Raw genomic sequence first — 17,258 nt, 5'->3', positions numbered from 1 at the left:
ATGAAGCTGAGCTTAAATACAATAGCTCTTCCTTTAATAGTACTTTCCAGCCATTAAATACTCAACTTCATATTGTTTAGTTCGCTGATTTGTCAAAATAAGACGATTCCGACACATGCAGAGAGCAGGATGACCACGAGCGGATGAAGCTTATATTTGATATTCGCCAGAAAAGCAGTTGCAGCCGTAAATAAGGTGGCAAATGTACTCCATTGAAAAATCGTTTCACCATTTCCACTGAAGCCGAAATGAAGGGCAGCATAGACAATCAGTCCGGTAATGATCGGACGAAGTCCGTAGAACGAGGATTGTACCAGAGGATTCTTGTTGATCTTGAAAAAGAAGGCGGCAATCAGTATGACGATTAGCAGGGAGGGAAGGATGATGCCTGTTGTTGCTGTAACTGCCCCCGGAATACCAGCGGTATGATAGCCTATAAGTGTAGCGCTGTTGGTAGCAACCGGGCCGGGGGACATTCCGGCGAGAGAGACGATTCGTTGAAACTCTTCAGCGGAGAGCCAGCTATATTTTTCAACCTCGAACTGAACCATCGGGATAACAGCGTAGCCACCACCGAAGGATAGAAGTCCAATCTTAAGAAAAGTAATGAATAATTCCCAGTACAGCATAGTAAGTCTCCTAAATGTAATATTCGATTGTTGCTGCATGTTCCGAAGCGGATTTTTTCTCGGTTTGTACGCTCATTCCGAGTTTTTTCTTAACAGAGATAATGATCATCCCTAATACAAGTCCAATCAGGATCATGAAGGTTGGATTGATGCTTGTTGCGATCAATACGATGAGAGATGCTGCGGCAATGGCAATCGTGGTACGATCAAACAGGGCGTTCTTACCCATGTTATAGGCAGCGACGGCAATCAGACCGATAATCGCACCGTGAATTCCCTTCATTGCGGCCTGTACCTTCGGTTCATGCTGAAAGACAGAATAGATGCTGCTTAGAATAAAAACGATAATAAAGGTCGGAAGCGTAATCCCGACAGTGGCGGCAATAGCTCCCGGCACTTTACCTATTCGGTACCCGATAAAAGCAGAGGCATTAACGCCAACCCCGCCCGGAGCAGATCCGGCCAAGGACATTAAGTCATTCATTTCCTGTCTGCTGATCCAACCCCGCTTCTCCACGATCTCTCGTTCCAGCACGGGGATCATAGCATATCCACCGCCAAAGGTTGATGGTCCTATTTTAAAGAAGAGCCAGAATAATTGAAAATAACGTGAAATGGTGTTCTTCATGCCTGATGTCATGCGGCGATTTCACCTCTTGTAGACTGAATATATCGTCATTATAGCATCTTTTTATCAAAATGAAATTAACTTATGGTAAATTAGCGATTATAAGTGATATATCCACATCAAAGTTCGAATACATTTGTAAAATTAAGTAATCTTTATTCTAATATGGAATAAACTTCGTCTGTGCTCATGTACTATCCGCTAACCCTCTCGTTATTGAAGATAACGCAAAACTATCCCAATCATTAGTGTAATCGCGAAGTCCACGTTCACGGATTGGTGCTATAATAGATGGGCAATGCGAACATAAAAAATAGCGTTCACAGTCTATTCATCAAAGGAGAATCGTTGATTTATGCGTTTTTTTTCATTCCTGAGCTCATTCCTATCTGCGTGGCGGGATTATCCGGCTGAAATAAATACGGTGCTTGGGGATCGTTATGTCAATATGCAGCTGCTGGGTGAAGGAAGCTATGGCATGACATACAAATGCTTGGATCAGAAGAGTGGAGCGGTCGTTGCTCTTAAGCAGTCCAGGCCCAGTAAGGGGGAGTATGCACAGTATTTGCTTCGAAGAGAGAGGAACATCCTGCAGGCCCTCCGTCATTCGCAGATTCCTGAACCGCTTGATTTTTTTGTTGAAGGCAAGCATACCTATCTTGTCATGACCTATGTGGAGGGAGATACACTCGAGGATTTGATCTTTGAGCAGGGCTGCACATATGATGAAGTCTCTTGCATTGAAATGACTCTGAAGCTGCTGGATGTAATCCAGTATATTCATAAGAAAGGGTATGTTCATCTGGACCTGCGAATTCCGAATGTGCTATTTCGGGAGGAGAGACTCTCATTAATTGATTTTGGCCTGGCAAGACAGATCGGTGAAGCTCCCCCGACGACAAGGAGGTCAACGACTGCTCACCCGTGGAAGAAAGCCCGCAGTTCCTATGCAGCACAGTTCAAGTTGGCTGAGGAGCAATCTGATCTTACCGATATTGGTCATTTTATGCTGTTCATGCTGTATTCGACCTATGAGTCTGAGGATGGCACAGATACTGAGCGGAGCTGGCAGGAGGAGCTGTCAATTTCGACCGAGCTACAGGAGGTCATTGAGCGGCTGCTCGAGCTGAAGGAGCCCTATTTAAGTACCGATGAGTTCATTCATGATTTGCATGTTTTGAAACAAAATCATTCCTCTAAGTAGAGGAAGTCTTTTTTCATAGAAAGGATATTACCATCATGGCCTTATTTTTAAACATATTGCTGAACAACGTCATCCCCTTATTTCTTGTCATTGCTGTGGGCTTTATCGTCCGCCGTACGAGAGGACTCGATGTCAAAACCTTATCGAACATTAACTTTTACATCCTGTCCCCGGCTGTCGTTTTTAATCTTTTATACACGACAGACATTACCGTGTCTCTGTTTGGGCAGGTGATCGGCTTCTTCTTTATTTTCATGCTGCTGCAATACATCGTATGCTCTGTCATTATCAAAATTCGTAAGCTGGAGGGTGGAATGCCAGCAGCACTGCGAAACAGTGTCTTGTTCGCCAACAGCGCAAATTATGGACTTCCGATTAATCAGCTTGCCTTCTCGGGCAACCCGCTGACGCTTGGAGTGCAGGTCATTATTCTTATGCTTCAATCCTTTATACCCAATACATATGGAATATACAGCGTCAATGCGCATCGTGCCAAGCTGAAGGATATTTGGAGAACTATCGCAGGGCAGCCCGTAATTTATGCAATTCCTGCAGCGCTTCTGTTGAGGTTCCTTGAAGTACCTCTCCCCAATAGCATTCAGACGCCGCTGAATTATTTGTATACTGCCTTTATCGGTATGGCATTACTGACGCTGGGTGTACAGCTCGGAGCGATGAAATGGACTTTTGCGAAAAAGGGCAGCACGAATGTAGCCATATCTGTGTTTTTAAAACTGATTGCCGGTCCGCTTCTTGCCGCACTAACCGTATGGATGATGGGGATTGAGGGGCTCGTTGCCAAGGCCTTGATCGTTTCCTCTGCAGTACCGACATCACTCAGCAGCATGATTCTTGCGGTACAGTTCGATAATGAACCGGAATTTTCTTCGCAAACGGTCTTTTTTTCGACACTGCTGAGTACGCTGACAGTAACGGGAACGATTGCAGTTCTGCAAATTTAAGCCAATGAGTGCCTGCTCCTATACGGAAAACAAGGACTTCTGACCAATGTTCGAACGCAGCTGCATCGTATATAATAGGGGAACATACATACCCATATATCCAGACCTGACGATGATGGAGGGAGAGGATGAATGTGCAGAAGATTGCGGTCATTGTGGTGCATGGACTCGGGCTTCAGAAGAAGGAATATGCTGAGAAGTTCATGAAAAAGCTCGATAAAGCCTTCTCAAGTGTGATGCAAGTGCCTTCCGCCAGACCATATATTGAAGTAGAGCCTGTATACTGGGCTGATGTATTTGGTAAGGAGGAGGAACGGATCTATCAGGAGCTGGTGTTGAGTAAGAAGCTTCGCTACAAGCATCTCCGTCGTTATCTTATCTACTATTTGGCGGATGCTGTCGCATACCAGCCGGTCGATACGAACGGGCATAATTATGATGCCGTACACCAGACCATTAGTAATGCACTGCACAGCTTATCGCAAAGAGTAGGGAAGAATGCCCCGCTATGTGTCGTATCACATAGCTTGGGCAGCGTGATAGCCAGTAACTTCTTCTACGATTTGCAGTACACTTCCAGGCACTTTCCAGGAGTGATCGATACGACTTCTCCCTTGGAGAGGGGAGATACCCTGACGCATTTTTATTCACTCGGTACAACGCTGCCGTTATGGAGTCTGAGATATCGTGATTTTAGCAAGCCGATTGTTGTACCTTCCAAGGAAGGTCAAGCGATTTTCCCGGGGCTGCAAGGAGAATGGGTTAATTTTTTTGATAAGGATGATATTTTGGGATATCCCCTTCGAAATATTGATCCCGCCTATGAGAAGGCGGTGAAGCAGGACATTGATCTGAATGTGGGGAATCCGCTGACCTTCTGGAATCCGTTCTGTCATAATGGCTATATGAAGAACCGCAAGGTGGTCAGGCATATTGCGGAGAAGCTGGCCGAAACGTATACGTTTGTTAACCGGGATAAGGATTCATTAAACACGGGGAGCTCTTCTAGTAAAGGACGAAAAAAGAAGTAAGCATGCCTAATGATGCTGAGTATAAATAGAAGCGATCCACTATGAACTGATATAAGTTCGTAGTGGATCGCTTTTTCATTCAGAAAGATATAATTCTTACGCAAACCCCTTGTTGTGCTTTGATACGGGCATTCTCATTTATAATACAAACTTCCTCTGATCGTTGAGAAGCTGGAATAAGTTCGGTTCCGTGAAGAATAAATGGGTCAATGAGTCTTACTTTTGTGCTACGACACATATCATAACTGTTCTCATCTACAATAACGGTCACATTTGAATGGAGCATGGACAGAATATTCTGAATATTCTGATCATAAGATGTCCGTAGTAGAGACATGATGTCATTATCCGTTCCTAACATCATTTCTAGGCTAATTATTTGTTTATCTAATGCGAGCTTCAGAATTCTAGTTAGAAGTTCATTTGCGTAAATATTGAGAGGATCTAAGAAAAAATCAATGACCTCCTTGTAATAGACTCTAACAAACCAATTCGCAGTCGCTACATTTTGGACAACAATTATTCCATTTGCGACAGTTATATTGTCTAAAAAGGATTGAATTTCTTCTAACGTGATGATTCCATAGTGATACAAGTCTCTAAGTGTATAATCGATTCGGTCTGCACAGAGCTCAGGAGCGGGTCGTTCAAGCAATGTCCATGATAAGTTGTCAAAAAGGATCTTTTTATAATCATAATTATGACGACTTAAGATATCCGGAATTGATGACTCGATAATGATTTTTTGATAAATGTGCTCATGGTAATTTTCCTCTGTGTTATCTAATACAAAGTCAACAACATGTGAAAAGGCAGTATGAGAAATGTCGTGTAATAGTCCTGCAATTTGTTCTTCAATTGAACCTCCCAGTTTCCTAATCAGCAGCATTACCCCTATCGAATGATCATATCGGGTCACATTCCATTTTTCATTAACCAAATAACTTGCTCCGCCTTGATGAATTTCCTTTAACCTTTGAAACGCACTACTACATATCAACTCCTCAAAAACTTCTTCAATTTCATCCCATTCACCGTAAATCGGGCAAGTCAGCTTCAATAGTCAAATCCCCTTTTTAGAAAATAGTTAAATAGGTTTACTTGGACTGGATGATTTGCCTGACACAGATTGCTCCAGTTTGTTGTTATGTTTGTTTCGGAACACCAGATAGAACCAGGTAGAAGCCAGGACATATAGAACGCCGGTGATTGTAAATGTGATGGCATAGCCGTGGTAGCTGCCGTAAGTTGTAACGAGATAGGATTGGACAGGTCCCATTGTAGCCCAGCCGATCATGAAAGCAGTCTGCATGAGTGAGTTCGCAATACCTCGTCTTCGATCTGACACGTGGTCAATTAATATCGATGAAAAAATCGGATTGGCTGCATTCATGAGCGCTTGTCTAAACAAGAAGCTGACGGAAGCAATGAGCACCGAATAGGTGAACCCGGTCAGCAGAAGGAAAGGCAGAGACATCGTTTGGAAAATGAAAACGGCTCGCACGGGTCCAACCCGGCTCACAAGAGAAGGTCCAATCATCATCGAGATGATGGTCATGACTTGGCCTAACGATATCAGGGCACTCATGAGACTGAGACTGATATGAAACCGGTCCGTAAAATACAAATTTAAATATGGAACGACAAGACCTGATCCAATGCCGATCAGCAGCTGTGTCATCACAAAGTGCTTAATAATCCGAAAGTCTGATTTGGACTGCTCTGCTGCCATATTGGAAGATACACTTCTGTTCATATTCGATGCAGACACGGTGTTCGAGCGAATAGCAGATACAGGGTTATGTATAACGGGTGAATCTTTTACTAGAAATAACGGAAGTGTACCAAGAAATGTAGCTATACCGCCCAGGAGCAGAACGATCTGTAAGCTGGAAATGCTATGGATCCCAATAAACCCAAGCACATCAGCAAGCACTCCGCCGCCGAAGCTGCCGATGACCTGAGCCGCCAGCACGAGGGAAGCGTGAATGCTAAACAGCCGAAGTCGATTATGCTCGGAGACATTGGCCGCTAGAAAAGGGATCGCGAGCACTTGAAAGAAGGAAGCAAATAATCCTGAAGATATCGCCAGCCATAAGAGATGGGGCTCCCCTATAGCAAAGGCTCGTCCAACAAAGGTTAGTCCGCTGAAGAGTGCACCAATAATGAGAATCGGCTTCTTGCTTATACGGTCTCCGAGCAGCCCTATAGGGATGAACATGATTGCCGTGGCAATGGATTGCACGCTGATAATGGTGCCGTTCATCGTTGCGTCGTAGCCCAGATCTTGTATGTACAAATTGTAGAGCACGGAGAACATGCCTCCGCCCATTTGATATAGGATGTTTGCAAGAAAAAAAAGCTGGATATTGCGGGGCCAGCTTCTGATTTCCGCTTTCCATTTTTGCCAGATACTCAAGATGTCTTCTCCTCCTGTTCTCATCTATTAAGCCTCTATGCAGAGCTGTTTGTCAAGATAAGGATAACAAAACGTAAACAGCCCTGAGCATGCTCCACCCGGGAATGAAGGAGCATGCTCAGGGCTGTTGGTGATGTAACCTGAGAAGCGGAACGGTCAGCTTACGCGGCCAGGCTCGTCTCGGACTGAGCCTGAAGCTGCTTGCGGTAGACCATTCTTGAGATCGTCAAACTTACTTCATATAGCAGGAATAAAGGGATAATGACTAGAATGTCGGACATGATATCCGGCGGTGTAATCGTGACGGCAACGACGACGAGAATAAAATAGGACACCTTGCGTGCCTTGGCGAGCTTGGCCGGATTTAATATCCCAAGCTTGGTTAGGAACATGACAACGACAGGCATTTCAAACAAGAGTCCAAATGGGACCGTCATGTGAATCATAAACGTGAAGTATTTCTGTGCGGTATACATCGTCTCAAACGAATCAGCTGCCATCTCATTCAGAAAATGCAGCACCATCGGGAACAAAATAAAGTAACCGAAGGATATGCCTAGAATGAACATTAGAGTGAGCACGGGAATAAAGATCAGCGTAGATCGCTGGGCAGCAGTCGGTACAGCAGGCTGAACGAATTTCCATATTTGATAAGCTGCCACAGGAATCGTTAATGTAACAGCAACCACACCTGCGATCATGAAGTACACCCACATGACATCTGAAGGACCAAGAATGATCAGCTTGCGCTCCATATCCGAAACGAGAATATCATAGATGTCCTTCACGAAGATAAAGGCGATGACCATCCAGAGCAGGAAAGTGATGAGCGTCCGGATGAGCCGGCTTCGCAGCTCATCCAAATGCCCAATCATATTTAATTCGTTTGGATTGTTACTCATTGTGACTTAGATCCGGAGCTGCTAACCGAAGCGGAAGTGCCAGCTTCCGCAGGTTTTTTCTTCTCATCCTCATCATTGTCCCCGCCCATGAGTCCGCGAGTGGCTCCCTTGAACTCACTGAGCGTCCGGCCAAAGGCACGTCCAAGCTCAGGCAGCTTCGAAGGGCCAAATATGATGAGTGCGATGATAAGAATCAGAATGAGTCCGCCGATTCCGATATTTCCGATTCCGGGCATAATATCATCTCCTGTTGAATGTTAGATTACAATATGATTGAATAAAAAGCTTATCGTCGAAACTTACAGTCCTAGCTTGAATCCACTAATCGCCGCAACGCCACAGCGGGCCTTCTTATCTCCCTTTCGGTGAGGCCATGTGCTTGTTGGGTTGTTCAGGTCTGTAGTCATTTCGCCGGGATGCTGTACAGAGATGAACAGTGTTTGCTCATCTGGTGTGAAGTATGGACCGGTCAGCTCCGAATCCTTAGGACCAGATGCGAATTGCAGTGCTTGTCCCTGGCTCTTGCCGCTTGTAGGGATGACGAACAAACCGTTGTTCATGAACGATTTATATACGCCCTTGTTGTGACTGCTCGTGGAAATGTCGGTCACGACCCACAAATTGCCGTTCGAATCGAATGCCAGATTATCCGGTGAGCTGAAGCCGGACTGTCTGCCGCCGGCAGCAAAGATTTCGAAGTTGAATTCAAGGGATCCGAGATCATCGTTGTTCTCAAAAATACGTGTAATATGACCGTGTATATTGCCATGAATATCGTTATTCGTGTGGCAGATAAAGACGGTGCTGTCGAAAGGCGAAATTTCAATATCCTCCGGACGATCGGTTGGAGTTCCGCCAACAATTAGAGCAGCTTGGTTGCAATAGGTAACGACATCCGCTTGGGAAGTGAACTTTTTAAGTAACTCTTCCTTCGTACCAGACACGCCATATGGATTCTTATAGCTGTCGGAGGAGAGAACTTCCTTCACGGCTTCAATCGTTACAGGAGCCCATTTCCCTGATTTAAGATTGGCAACATATAGTGTGCCTTCTTCAAGCAAGGCAGAATTGGAACGGCCGATGGCTTTGTTGTACTTTCCTTTGCTAATAAATTTGTATACGCAGGCATCCTTCTTGTCATCGCCCATGTATACAACAACACGTCCGTCTTTGGCAATACCCATCGCTGTATTCTCATGATTGAATCGACCTAGAGCGGTATGCTTTTTGCGGAAAGAGGCTTCAAAAGGATCGATCTCTACTACCCAGCCATAGTGTGTTTCTGGCAGCTTCGCTTGTCCGGCAAGCTCTTCAAAATTCTCCTCACAGGACAGCACCGTATTCCATAATGTGACGCCGCCGGAGCAGTTAGCAAATGTACCTTGTGCTTTGGTCGCATTTCCAATTGTTGCGGAGCCTTTGGCAGGACCTGTGATGTCGAAGGAGGTGAAGCCTGTGATACGACGTGCATATTTTGATGTCGGATCAAGCTTCCATACCCCTTGCTCATCACGGTACACTTCCGTTACCGACATCCCTTGGTAATAGAGGCTTTGCTCGATTTGTTTCTTGGTGGGACCGCTGTCCGCTACAGGACCGATGGCAAAGATGTTTGTGTATTCATGATTCGTAACAAGGAGTCCTCTCGTATTCGAGCCTTCAATAGGGAAAAATGCGTTGTAATCTGCACCCTGCCCAAATTTCTCACCTGCCGGATTAATAATGTCGTCAAAGGCAGCGACAACGTCATACTTAAAGTTCTTTGGCAATACGAGCTCGTCTTCCATAGTAGGCTCAATCGGATCGAAGAAGCCTGTAACTTTGTTCGTGTTAAATCCGAAGAGGTGGTTCGCACTGGAAGCTGCGGAGGCTTTACCGTCAAGTGTACCAAGACCGGCAGAAGCAGCAGCAAGTGCAGCAGCGCCTGTACCTAGATAGGATAGAAAGGTTTTGCGATCGATCGTTTTTTCGCTCAAAAGAACACACTCCTTGTCATTTATCAGTCGGATTTTGCCAAATCCTCATGTAAACAAGCATAAGTGTAATTTGTAAATTCCAAATCATCCCAGTGCAATCAAAATGTAAAATAAGCAGATTTGAATGGATGATTTCCAGTTGTTATATAACATATAACTGACATAATTCATGCTTGAATGAAGAGGGAATAGGAATATTCAAACATCATTTTACATAGATGAAACAAATTCACAAAGGTTATTTACAAATAAGTGAGTTTGTTGTTAGAATAAATTACACAATTCAACTTCAGATGTCTAATCAAGTCGCAGGCACTCGGGACAAGAGTCATCTGCATCCTTGATTAATCCATAAGCTGAAGCTGATCCAGGAGGACAAGCTATTGGACTATAATACGGATACGATATATATCGTGGGCGATGCTCAGACCTCGGTCAATAATCCGATTACTCAGCAGTTCAGTGCTTTTTTTATCGGTCTGGTAATTGATACAACCAATGATAAGATTGTGGATGCCGGATGCTCTTCGACCATTCCGCTGACCTCCGCCTTTGTCAGAACCCTGTTTGTTGGGAAGACAATGCATGATCTCGATATTATTAGTGAACAGGTTCGGTCCAGATATCACGGCTCCTCTCAGAAGGCGATTATTGTCGCCTATAAGGATGCACAGAAGAAATATCGTTCGATCGTTAACCATAATTAAATAAGAAGATAGGCTGCTTTATTTATTCGCATGTACCGGCTGTGTCATCATTACAGGCCTTGCGTACAGCATATCGTAAATGAAATCCAGCAAATCATAATCCGGGTCAGACATGTTCTTATGCTAGGAGCAGCTGCCCGCGTTATGGTTTGCTGTTTTTTTTATACTCAAAAGTAGATGTAAGCACTAGCATTCAATTATGACGAATAGGGGGCCGATCAGCATGAAACTGTACATTTCAATGGATATGGAAGGCGTCACGGGTCTTGTGGATGATACGTTTGTCGATTCGGCGAAGCGGAATTACAACCGGGGACAGCGGATCATGACGGCTGAGGCCAATCACGTGATCGAAACGGCTTTTGGTGAAGGCATCCATGAAGTTGTGGTTAATGACAGCCATTCCAAAATGAATAATTTGATCATCGAGGAGCTGTATCCGAGAGCTCAGTTAATATCAGGAGATGTGAAGCCCTACTCCATGATGCAGGGTCTCGATTCCAGCTATGGAGGTGCAGTTTTTCTAGGCTATCATTCTCGAGCGGCACGACCGGGAGTGATGAGCCACTCAATGATCTTCGGTATTCGCAATATGTACATTAATGATGTGGCCGTAGGAGAGCTTGGCTTCAACGCTTATGTCGCGGGACATCATGGGGTTCCCCTTCTGCTTGTGGCAGGAGATGATGAGACTGCTGCGGAGGCGGAGGAGCTGATACCACACGTCACAACCGCTATTGTGAAGAGACAAATCTCACGCACGTCAGCCCTGTGCTTGACCCCCGCCCAGAGCGGTGAGCTCCTGCGGGAGAAGACGATTCAGGCCATAGCGAACAAAGAGCGGGTTCAACCGCTGACTCCTCCAGAGAAGCCGCTTCTGACACTAGAGTTCGCTAATTACGGTCAGGCAGAGTGGGCCCATCTCATGCCCAAAACCCGGATGGAGCGCTATTCCCCGGTGGTATCCTATCAGGCAGATGATATCCTCGAAGCCTACCAAGCCATGCTTGTGATGACTGAGCTTGCAATGAGAACCGCATTTTGCTGATAAAGGAGTCCTGTCATGGCACAATTTATTCTCCGTAAATTTATATCCATGGTCGTCACTTTATGGCTGATTATAACGATTACCTTTCTATTAATGCACTCTATACCGGGTTCACCGTTTGATCGTGACGGTAAGGAGGCAAATGCCAATGTCATTCAGAACATGATGTCCTTCTATCATCTGGATGAGCCTCTCTACATTCAATACATTGAATATATTAAATCTCTTCTAACTCTAGATCTCGGACCTTCCATATCTCATTATCCTGACAGCGTGAACAGTATGATAGAACGCGGATTTCCCGTATCCTTTCAGCTGGGCATAGTCGCTATATGTATCTCCATTCTCATCGGCATCCTTCTCGGAACCATTGCTGCGCTGCAAAAAAACGGCATCATCGATTACATCGCCATGATTATTGCCGTGATTGGAGTGGCTGTACCGAGCTTTGTTCTTGCCCCGCTGCTCATCAAATATATTGCAGTTGAACTGAAGCTGCTGCCGGTAGCCACATGGGGAACGTGGAAGCATATGGTATTGCCTGCGCTGGCACTGGCGGCAGGACCCATTGCAACAATCGCTAGATTAACACGCGCAAACCTCATAGAGGTGCTCACCCAAGATTATATGGATACCGCCAGATCCAAAGGTCTTCCGCCCCTCGTCATCGTCGTGAAGCATGCTCTGCGCAACGCAGTGCTTCCGGTGATTACACTGCTTGGCGTGCTGCTGGCCAATGTGCTGACAGGGAGCTTCGTTATTGAGAAGATTTTTGCCATACCGGGTATGGGAAAATACTTTGTTGATGGCATTAACAATCGGGATTATTCCGTCATTATGGGAACGACCGTATTCTACAGCGCTTTGCTCATCATCATGATGTTCCTGGTTGATATTTTGTACGGCTTGATTGATCCGCGTATCAAACTGCATAAGAAAGGGGCCTAGGTTATGCAAGCATCCGACGTACCTGATCATCTATTTGTACCCATGAAACGTGAAGCTGGAGAGGCTGAGGCGATCGTTAGACCCCGAATTCCTGCATGGAAAAGGGCATGGATACTGCTGTACAAGAACAAGCTTGCGTTTGCAGGACTTATTGTCATTATTTTGCTGGGGATACTCGCTGTCTTCGGTCCCTTCATAGCTGAACACGGCTATGCAGAGCAGAACTTAGTGAACGCCAATCAGCAGCCTTCTGCGGTCCATTGGTTTGGGACGGATGATCTCGGACGTGACGTATTTGCCCGTATTATATACGGGGCGCAGATTTCGCTCGGCGTAGGCGTGATCGCGGCTGTTATTGATTTTGCGATCGGGGTCATATACGGCGGAATTGCCGGTTACTTTGGAGGAAGAATCGATAATGTCATGATGCGGTTTGTTGATATTTTGTACGGAATTCCCTATTTACTCATCGTTATTCTGCTCATGGTTGCCATGGGTCCCGGCCTTCTAACAATCATCGTGGCACTAACTGCGACAGGATGGATTGGGATGGCACGCATCGTGCGTGGACAGGTGCTGCAGTTGAAATCCTCTGAATATACGCTTGCTGCCAGAGCACTCGGAGCAGGATCATGGAACATTATTCGAAGACATTTGCTGCCTAATGCATTCGGCGTCATTATTGTGCAGGTTACATTCTCGGTTCCGTCGGCCATATTCTCAGAAGCGTTCCTCAGCTTTCTCGGTCTTGGTATACAGGCGCCGCTTGCAAGCTGGGGCACGATGGCCAATGACGGGATGTCTACGATTTTGTCCGGATATTGGTGGCGCTTGCTCTTCCCTTCCTTATTTATCTCTTTGACGATGCTGGCATTTAATTTGCTGGGTGACGGTCTACATCAGATATTTGATCCGAAACAGAGGAGGTAACGCATGATGGCAACGAGGAATGAAGGGGCAGCTCCGCTGCTCGAGGTGAATAACCTGCATGTTTCGTTTGCTACGTATGGCGGGAGTGTACAGGCCGTGCGTGGTGTCGACTTAGCCCTCTATAAAGGAGAAACGCTGGCGATTGTTGGGGAGTCGGGAAGCGGTAAGAGTGTGACGGCAAGAAGCATCATGCGTCTCTTACCCAAGCAAACGGCGACGATTAACAAGGGCAGCATTAAGTATAAAAATATAGAGCTCGTCAGCATGAGCGAGAAACAGATACGAAAGCTTCGCGGAAGCGAGATAACCATGATATTTCAGGATGCGATGACAGCACTTAATCCCACCATCTCGATTGGCGAGCAGCTGATGGAAGGAATCAGGCATCATCAGAAGCTGTCCAGAGCAGAGGCGAAGAAACGCGCTATGGATATGTTACAGCTCATCGGGATTAAAGATCCGGAGGCCCGTATGAAGCAGTATCTGCATGAGTTCAGCGGCGGGATGAGACAGCGGGTCATGATTGCGATCGCTGCCATAGGGAATCCTTCCATCCTTATTGCGGATGAGCCGACAACAGCACTCGATGTAACGATCCAGGCACAAATATTGGATTTGTTTAAAATGCTGCAGGCAGAAACCGGTGTATCCATCATTATGATTACTCATGATCTGGGGGTCGTCGCTAATCTGGCTCAACGTGTTTGTGTCATGTATGCAGGTAAGATCGTGGAATCCGGTACGGTAAGGCAAATCTTCTATGATCCAAAGCATCCGTACACACAAGGACTGCTTGCATCCATGCCCCGTGTAGACGGTGATCGCAGCAAGCCGCTTATTTCCATCCCTGGAACACCGCCGGATTTATTTTCACCACCTATAGGCTGTCCATACTCAGCCCGTTGTCCATATGTTATGGAAGTGTGCGGTTCATATGATCCGCCGTCAGTCAGCATGGACGGAGCGCCTGAACATACAGCCGCCTGCTGGCTGCTCGACGAACGCTCCAAGGGTGTGTTTCCGAAGAAATCTGTACCCACACCAAAAGTGCTTGAACCGGCGATTCGTTCTTCTATTAGTTGAGCGAACAATAGACACATGTATTGCCGGAATTCGAATCAATTTCACTATGAAACAGCTATGAAATTGATTCCATATCCATTCATAAACTTAAGGGGGAGTAATCAATGAAGAAACATCGGTCCATGCTGTTGCTCTACTGTATTGTGATTCTGTGTCTTGTGCTGGCGGCTTGTGGAGGAGAGGGTAGTGGAGCAGACGGAGACGCTGCTGATGTGAACAGTAAGATCCTGCTCGTCAATAACGGCAAGGAGCCGACGTCTCTTGATCCGCCTGTTGGCTTTGACCAGGTATCGAATGATGTGCTGAACAATTTCATGGAAGGGTTGACCCGTCTTCAGGAAGACCATACGCCAGGTCCAGGAGTAGCCAGTGAGTGGACGGTTACAGAAGATGAGAAGCAGTATACGTTCACTTTGCGGGAGGATGCCAAGTGGTCTAACGGTGATCCGGTTACAGCCTCAGATTTTGAATTCGCATTTAAACGGATACTGGATCCGAACCTTGGCGCTGCATCTGCAACGCTTGCCTATGTTATTGATGGAGCCGAAGCGTATAACTCGGGAGAAGGAACTGCAGATGATGTACAGGTTACAGCAGTAGATGAGCATACCCTCGAAATAAAGCTGAACAAGCCCGCTCCCTGGTTTCTCGGTATGATGTCGAACCCTGCGTTCTTCCCCGTACATAAGGCAACCGTCGAAGGAAATGCGCAGTGGGCGGCAGAGGCTTCTTCCATTCTAAGCAACGGACCGTTCAAATTAACGGAATGGAAGCATGATGCCGAGATTCAAATGGTGAAAAATGATCAGTATTGGGATGCTGACAATGTACATTTGGATGGCATCACGATGAAGATGGTGGATGATTCCACGACAGCTTATCAACTGTATGAGAGTGGAGAACTGCACATTACAGGAACCCTGCCGCCGGATGTAATTCAATCTCTGATCGACGAAGGTAAAGCAACGATTGAAGATTCAGCCGGAACATACTTCTATCGTTTTAATACCACGATGGAGCCCTTCACAAATGCGAAGATCCGCAAAGCCTTCACCTTGGCTGTAGACAGACAGCAAATTGTAGATCTTGTGATCAAGCAGAAGCATAAGCCGGCAACCGGGCTGGTCTCCTATGGCCTGCTCGAAGGTGAGAGCGGAGGGGACTTCCGTGAACAGGGCGGCGAGCTGGTAAAGTTTGATATTGAAGAAGCGAAGCGGCTTCTAACCGAAGGGATGGAGGAAGAAGGGTATGATACTCTCCCTTCCGTTACTTTATCCTATAACACAAATGACCTTCATCAGAAGATTGCGGAAACAATGCAGGCCATGATCAAAACAAATCTTGGCATCGATATCACACTGGCGAGCAAGGAGAGCAAGGTGCTGACCGATGAGCAGAAGAGCCTGCAGTTCCAAATGTCAAGAAGCTCCTGGCTCCCTGACTTTGCAGACCCGATTAACTTCCTCGACATCTTCGTATCCGGCAGTCCTAATAACCGGACAGGCTGGAGCAATAGTGAGTATGACCAGCTGATAGCAGCTGCTTACAGCGAGCCGGATGTGGAGAAACGATTTACGTATTTGCATGAGGCCGAGAGCATACTTATGGAAGAGATGCCGATCATGCCGATGTATTTCTATAATTCCGTGTACTTGCAGAAGGATCATTTAACTGGGGTGCTGCGGCATGCATACGGATATATTGATTACAAGTACGCAGAGTTACAATAAGCAAGGACTTCATTCAAGCACTTGCATGCAGGTTCTCCCGGTGATCGAACCAGATCACTGGGAGTTCCTTTCTATACGAGCCCAAGAGGAGTTGAACGAAGGAGATGAACGTAGAGCTCAAGACGATATATCCTGAACCATTACGTATGGGAGACACGGTCGGAATAATGGCTCCGGCAAGTCCGGGGGACAGTACCCGCATAACCAAGGCAGCTGATCATCTGCTTCGACTTGGTTTACAGGTTCAATTTGGCAAGACAGTATACAATGAGAATGATTACGGATATTTGGCCGGAACGGATGAAGACAGAGCTCGTGAGCTGAATGACATGTTCGCCAATCCGAAAATTAAGGCCATCGTATGCGCGAGAGGCGGATATGGAACGGCTAGAATGTCGGATCTGCTGGATTATGAGCTCATTCGGCGTCATCCAAAGTTTTTCTGGGGCTATAGTGATGTTACATTCCTGCATAACGCGATATTTCAGCGTACGGGTTTGATTACATTTCATGGACCTATGCTGACCTGCCTGGCCGCTGATTTTGTTGATCCACTTACTCTCAAAGGCTTTGATCTGTTGTTTGGTAAAGATATACCGCCCTATACAGAGGCAATTTCTCCGCTTGAGGTCCTCTGGCCCGGAACGGCAGAAGGGGTTATCGTCGGCGGCAATCTCTCACTGCTTGTGACGACACTCGGCACTCCTTATGAGATAAACACAACAGGCAGGCTTCTCTTGATTGAGGATATTGGCGAAGAGCCATATCGCATAGACCGCATGCTGAATCAGCTTCTTCAAGCAGGCAAGCTGACGGAAGCAGCGGGTATCATCGTTGGTGATTTTCATCATTGTGATCCAGTTAAGCGAGAATTGTCCCTATCACTGGAAGAGGTAATACAGCATTATATTGCGAAGGCGGGCAGACCCGCTATGGCTGGGTTTCGGATCGGTCACTGTTCCCCGAATATCGCCATTCCATTAGGGCTTCCTGCACAGCTGGATACAAGTCGCAAGCTGCTCCAATTCGGGTAGGTGTTGAATGAATTGTTCTAGTGGGAT

The 17,258-nt window shown here is 46.2% G+C and carries 17 protein-coding genes; 10 read left to right on the top strand and 7 right to left on the bottom strand.

Going from position 1 to position 17,258, the window contains the following annotated elements; all coding sequences use genetic code 11:
* Window positions 1-92: 92 nt before the first annotated feature.
* Entirely contained in the window at window positions 93-629 is a 537-nt protein-coding gene (locus PUW25_RS15170) for a chromate transporter (RefSeq protein ID WP_274338398.1), read from the bottom strand.
* A gap of 10 nt (window positions 630-639) precedes the next feature.
* Window positions 640-1,269, bottom strand: coding sequence for a chromate transporter (locus PUW25_RS15165; protein ID WP_274338397.1), 630 nt, complete (start codon window positions 1,267-1,269; stop codon window positions 640-642).
* A 343-nt stretch (window positions 1,270-1,612) separates the two neighbouring features.
* On the opposite strand from PUW25_RS15165, the gene PUW25_RS15160 reads away from it, so the two are divergent.
* From PUW25_RS15160 to PUW25_RS15150, 3 genes are all read left to right on the top strand, one after another.
* On the top strand, window positions 1,613-2,461 hold the full coding sequence (locus PUW25_RS15160; RefSeq protein ID WP_274338396.1) for a serine/threonine protein kinase: 849 nt from the start codon (window positions 1,613-1,615) through the stop codon (window positions 2,459-2,461).
* Window positions 2,462-2,496: 35 nt separating this feature from the next.
* Window positions 2,497-3,423, top strand: coding sequence for an AEC family transporter (locus PUW25_RS15155; protein ID WP_274338395.1), 927 nt, complete (start codon window positions 2,497-2,499; stop codon window positions 3,421-3,423).
* A gap of 128 nt (window positions 3,424-3,551) precedes the next feature.
* Entirely contained in the window at window positions 3,552-4,454 is a 903-nt protein-coding gene (locus tag PUW25_RS15150; protein WP_047910479.1) for a hypothetical protein, read from the top strand.
* Between the two features lie 79 nt (window positions 4,455-4,533).
* Here the strand turns inward: PUW25_RS15150 and PUW25_RS15145 are convergent, their stop codons facing one another.
* The 5 genes from PUW25_RS15145 to PUW25_RS15125 form a co-directional block, all read right to left on the bottom strand.
* Window positions 4,534-5,514, bottom strand: coding sequence for an HD domain-containing protein (locus PUW25_RS15145; RefSeq protein WP_047910478.1), 981 nt, complete (start codon window positions 5,512-5,514; stop codon window positions 4,534-4,536).
* A gap of 27 nt (window positions 5,515-5,541) precedes the next feature.
* On the bottom strand, window positions 5,542-6,897 hold the full coding sequence (locus tag PUW25_RS15140; RefSeq protein ID WP_047910477.1) for an MFS transporter: 1,356 nt from the start codon (window positions 6,895-6,897) through the stop codon (window positions 5,542-5,544).
* Between the two features lie 137 nt (window positions 6,898-7,034).
* Window positions 7,035-7,775 carry a twin-arginine translocase subunit TatC gene (gene tatC / locus PUW25_RS15135; RefSeq protein ID WP_047910476.1) on the bottom strand — a complete coding sequence of 247 codons (741 nt, stop codon included), beginning with the start codon at window positions 7,773-7,775 and terminating at the stop codon, window positions 7,035-7,037.
* Window positions 7,772-8,011: a twin-arginine translocase TatA/TatE family subunit gene (tatA, locus tag PUW25_RS15130; RefSeq protein ID WP_047910475.1), complete on the bottom strand. Its 240-nt coding sequence runs from the start codon at window positions 8,009-8,011 to the stop codon at window positions 7,772-7,774. Before tatA ends, tatC begins: the two co-directional genes overlap by 4 nt.
* Window positions 8,012-8,074: 63 nt before the next feature.
* Window positions 8,075-9,751, bottom strand: a complete 1,677-nt coding sequence (locus PUW25_RS15125) for a PhoX family protein (RefSeq protein ID WP_238546286.1) — start codon at window positions 9,749-9,751, stop codon at window positions 8,075-8,077.
* A 383-nt stretch (window positions 9,752-10,134) separates the two neighbouring features.
* Between PUW25_RS15125 and PUW25_RS15120 the strand changes: the two genes are divergently transcribed.
* The 7 genes from PUW25_RS15120 to PUW25_RS15090 all read left to right on the top strand — a co-directional run bounded on the left by PUW25_RS15120 (window position 10,135) and on the right by PUW25_RS15090 (window position 17,231).
* Window positions 10,135-10,458, top strand: a complete 324-nt coding sequence (locus PUW25_RS15120) for a DUF3870 domain-containing protein (protein WP_047910474.1) — start codon at window positions 10,135-10,137, stop codon at window positions 10,456-10,458.
* Window positions 10,459-10,681: 223 nt separating this feature from the next.
* Complete coding sequence (locus PUW25_RS15115; RefSeq protein ID WP_047910473.1) at window positions 10,682-11,506, top strand: M55 family metallopeptidase; 825 nt, start codon at window positions 10,682-10,684, stop codon at window positions 11,504-11,506.
* Window positions 11,507-11,521: 15 nt separating this feature from the next.
* On the top strand, window positions 11,522-12,454 hold the full coding sequence (locus PUW25_RS15110) for an ABC transporter permease (RefSeq protein ID WP_047910472.1): 933 nt from the start codon (window positions 11,522-11,524) through the stop codon (window positions 12,452-12,454).
* 3 nt (window positions 12,455-12,457) lie between these two features.
* Entirely contained in the window at window positions 12,458-13,384 is a 927-nt protein-coding gene (locus PUW25_RS15105) for an ABC transporter permease (protein WP_047910471.1), read from the top strand.
* A 3-nt stretch (window positions 13,385-13,387) separates the two neighbouring features.
* The gene (locus PUW25_RS15100; protein WP_274337270.1) at window positions 13,388-14,467 is read left to right on the top strand and encodes an ABC transporter ATP-binding protein; all 1,080 of its coding nucleotides are present in this window, start codon (window positions 13,388-13,390) and stop codon (window positions 14,465-14,467) included.
* A 104-nt stretch (window positions 14,468-14,571) separates the two neighbouring features.
* Window positions 14,572-16,197 carry a peptide ABC transporter substrate-binding protein gene (locus PUW25_RS15095; protein WP_047910469.1) on the top strand — a complete coding sequence of 542 codons (1,626 nt, stop codon included), beginning with the start codon at window positions 14,572-14,574 and terminating at the stop codon, window positions 16,195-16,197.
* A 104-nt stretch (window positions 16,198-16,301) separates the two neighbouring features.
* Window positions 16,302-17,231 carry a S66 peptidase family protein gene (locus PUW25_RS15090; RefSeq protein WP_047910468.1) on the top strand — a complete coding sequence of 310 codons (930 nt, stop codon included), beginning with the start codon at window positions 16,302-16,304 and terminating at the stop codon, window positions 17,229-17,231.
* Window positions 17,232-17,258: the final 27 nt, after the last annotated feature.

Source organism: Paenibacillus urinalis, from assembly GCF_028747985.1.
Lineage (GTDB): Bacteria > Bacillota > Bacilli > Paenibacillales > Paenibacillaceae > Paenibacillus > Paenibacillus urinalis.
Note: the sequence above shows the minus strand (reverse complement) of the source record. Positions and strands in the feature narration are given on the sequence as shown.

Bases quoted from the DNA above. Each gene is read 5' to 3' on its own strand.
- PUW25_RS15170 (WP_274338398.1), bottom strand. From the start codon at position 629: ATGCTGTACTGGGAATTATTCATTACTTTTCTTAAGATTGGACTTCTA.
- PUW25_RS15165 (WP_274338397.1), bottom strand. From the start codon at position 1,269: ATGACATCAGGCATGAAGAACACCATTTCACGTTATTTTCAATTATTC.
- PUW25_RS15160 (WP_274338396.1), top strand. From the start codon at position 1,613: ATGCGTTTTTTTTCATTCCTGAGCTCATTCCTATCTGCGTGGCGGGAT.
- PUW25_RS15155 (WP_274338395.1), top strand. From the start codon at position 2,497: ATGGCCTTATTTTTAAACATATTGCTGAACAACGTCATCCCCTTATTT.
- PUW25_RS15150 (WP_047910479.1), top strand. From the start codon at position 3,552: ATGAATGTGCAGAAGATTGCGGTCATTGTGGTGCATGGACTCGGGCTT.
- PUW25_RS15140 (WP_047910477.1), bottom strand. From the start codon at position 6,897: ATGAGAACAGGAGGAGAAGACATCTTGAGTATCTGGCAAAAATGGAAA.
- tatC (WP_047910476.1), bottom strand. From the start codon at position 7,775: ATGAGTAACAATCCAAACGAATTAAATATGATTGGGCATTTGGATGAG.
- tatA (WP_047910475.1), bottom strand. From the start codon at position 8,011: ATGCCCGGAATCGGAAATATCGGAATCGGCGGACTCATTCTGATTCTT.
- PUW25_RS15115 (WP_047910473.1), top strand. From the start codon at position 10,682: ATGAAACTGTACATTTCAATGGATATGGAAGGCGTCACGGGTCTTGTG.
- PUW25_RS15110 (WP_047910472.1), top strand. From the start codon at position 11,522: ATGGCACAATTTATTCTCCGTAAATTTATATCCATGGTCGTCACTTTA.
- PUW25_RS15105 (WP_047910471.1), top strand. From the start codon at position 12,458: ATGCAAGCATCCGACGTACCTGATCATCTATTTGTACCCATGAAACGT.
- PUW25_RS15100 (WP_274337270.1), top strand. From the start codon at position 13,388: ATGATGGCAACGAGGAATGAAGGGGCAGCTCCGCTGCTCGAGGTGAAT.
- PUW25_RS15095 (WP_047910469.1), top strand. From the start codon at position 14,572: ATGAAGAAACATCGGTCCATGCTGTTGCTCTACTGTATTGTGATTCTG.
- PUW25_RS15090 (WP_047910468.1), top strand. From the start codon at position 16,302: ATGAACGTAGAGCTCAAGACGATATATCCTGAACCATTACGTATGGGA.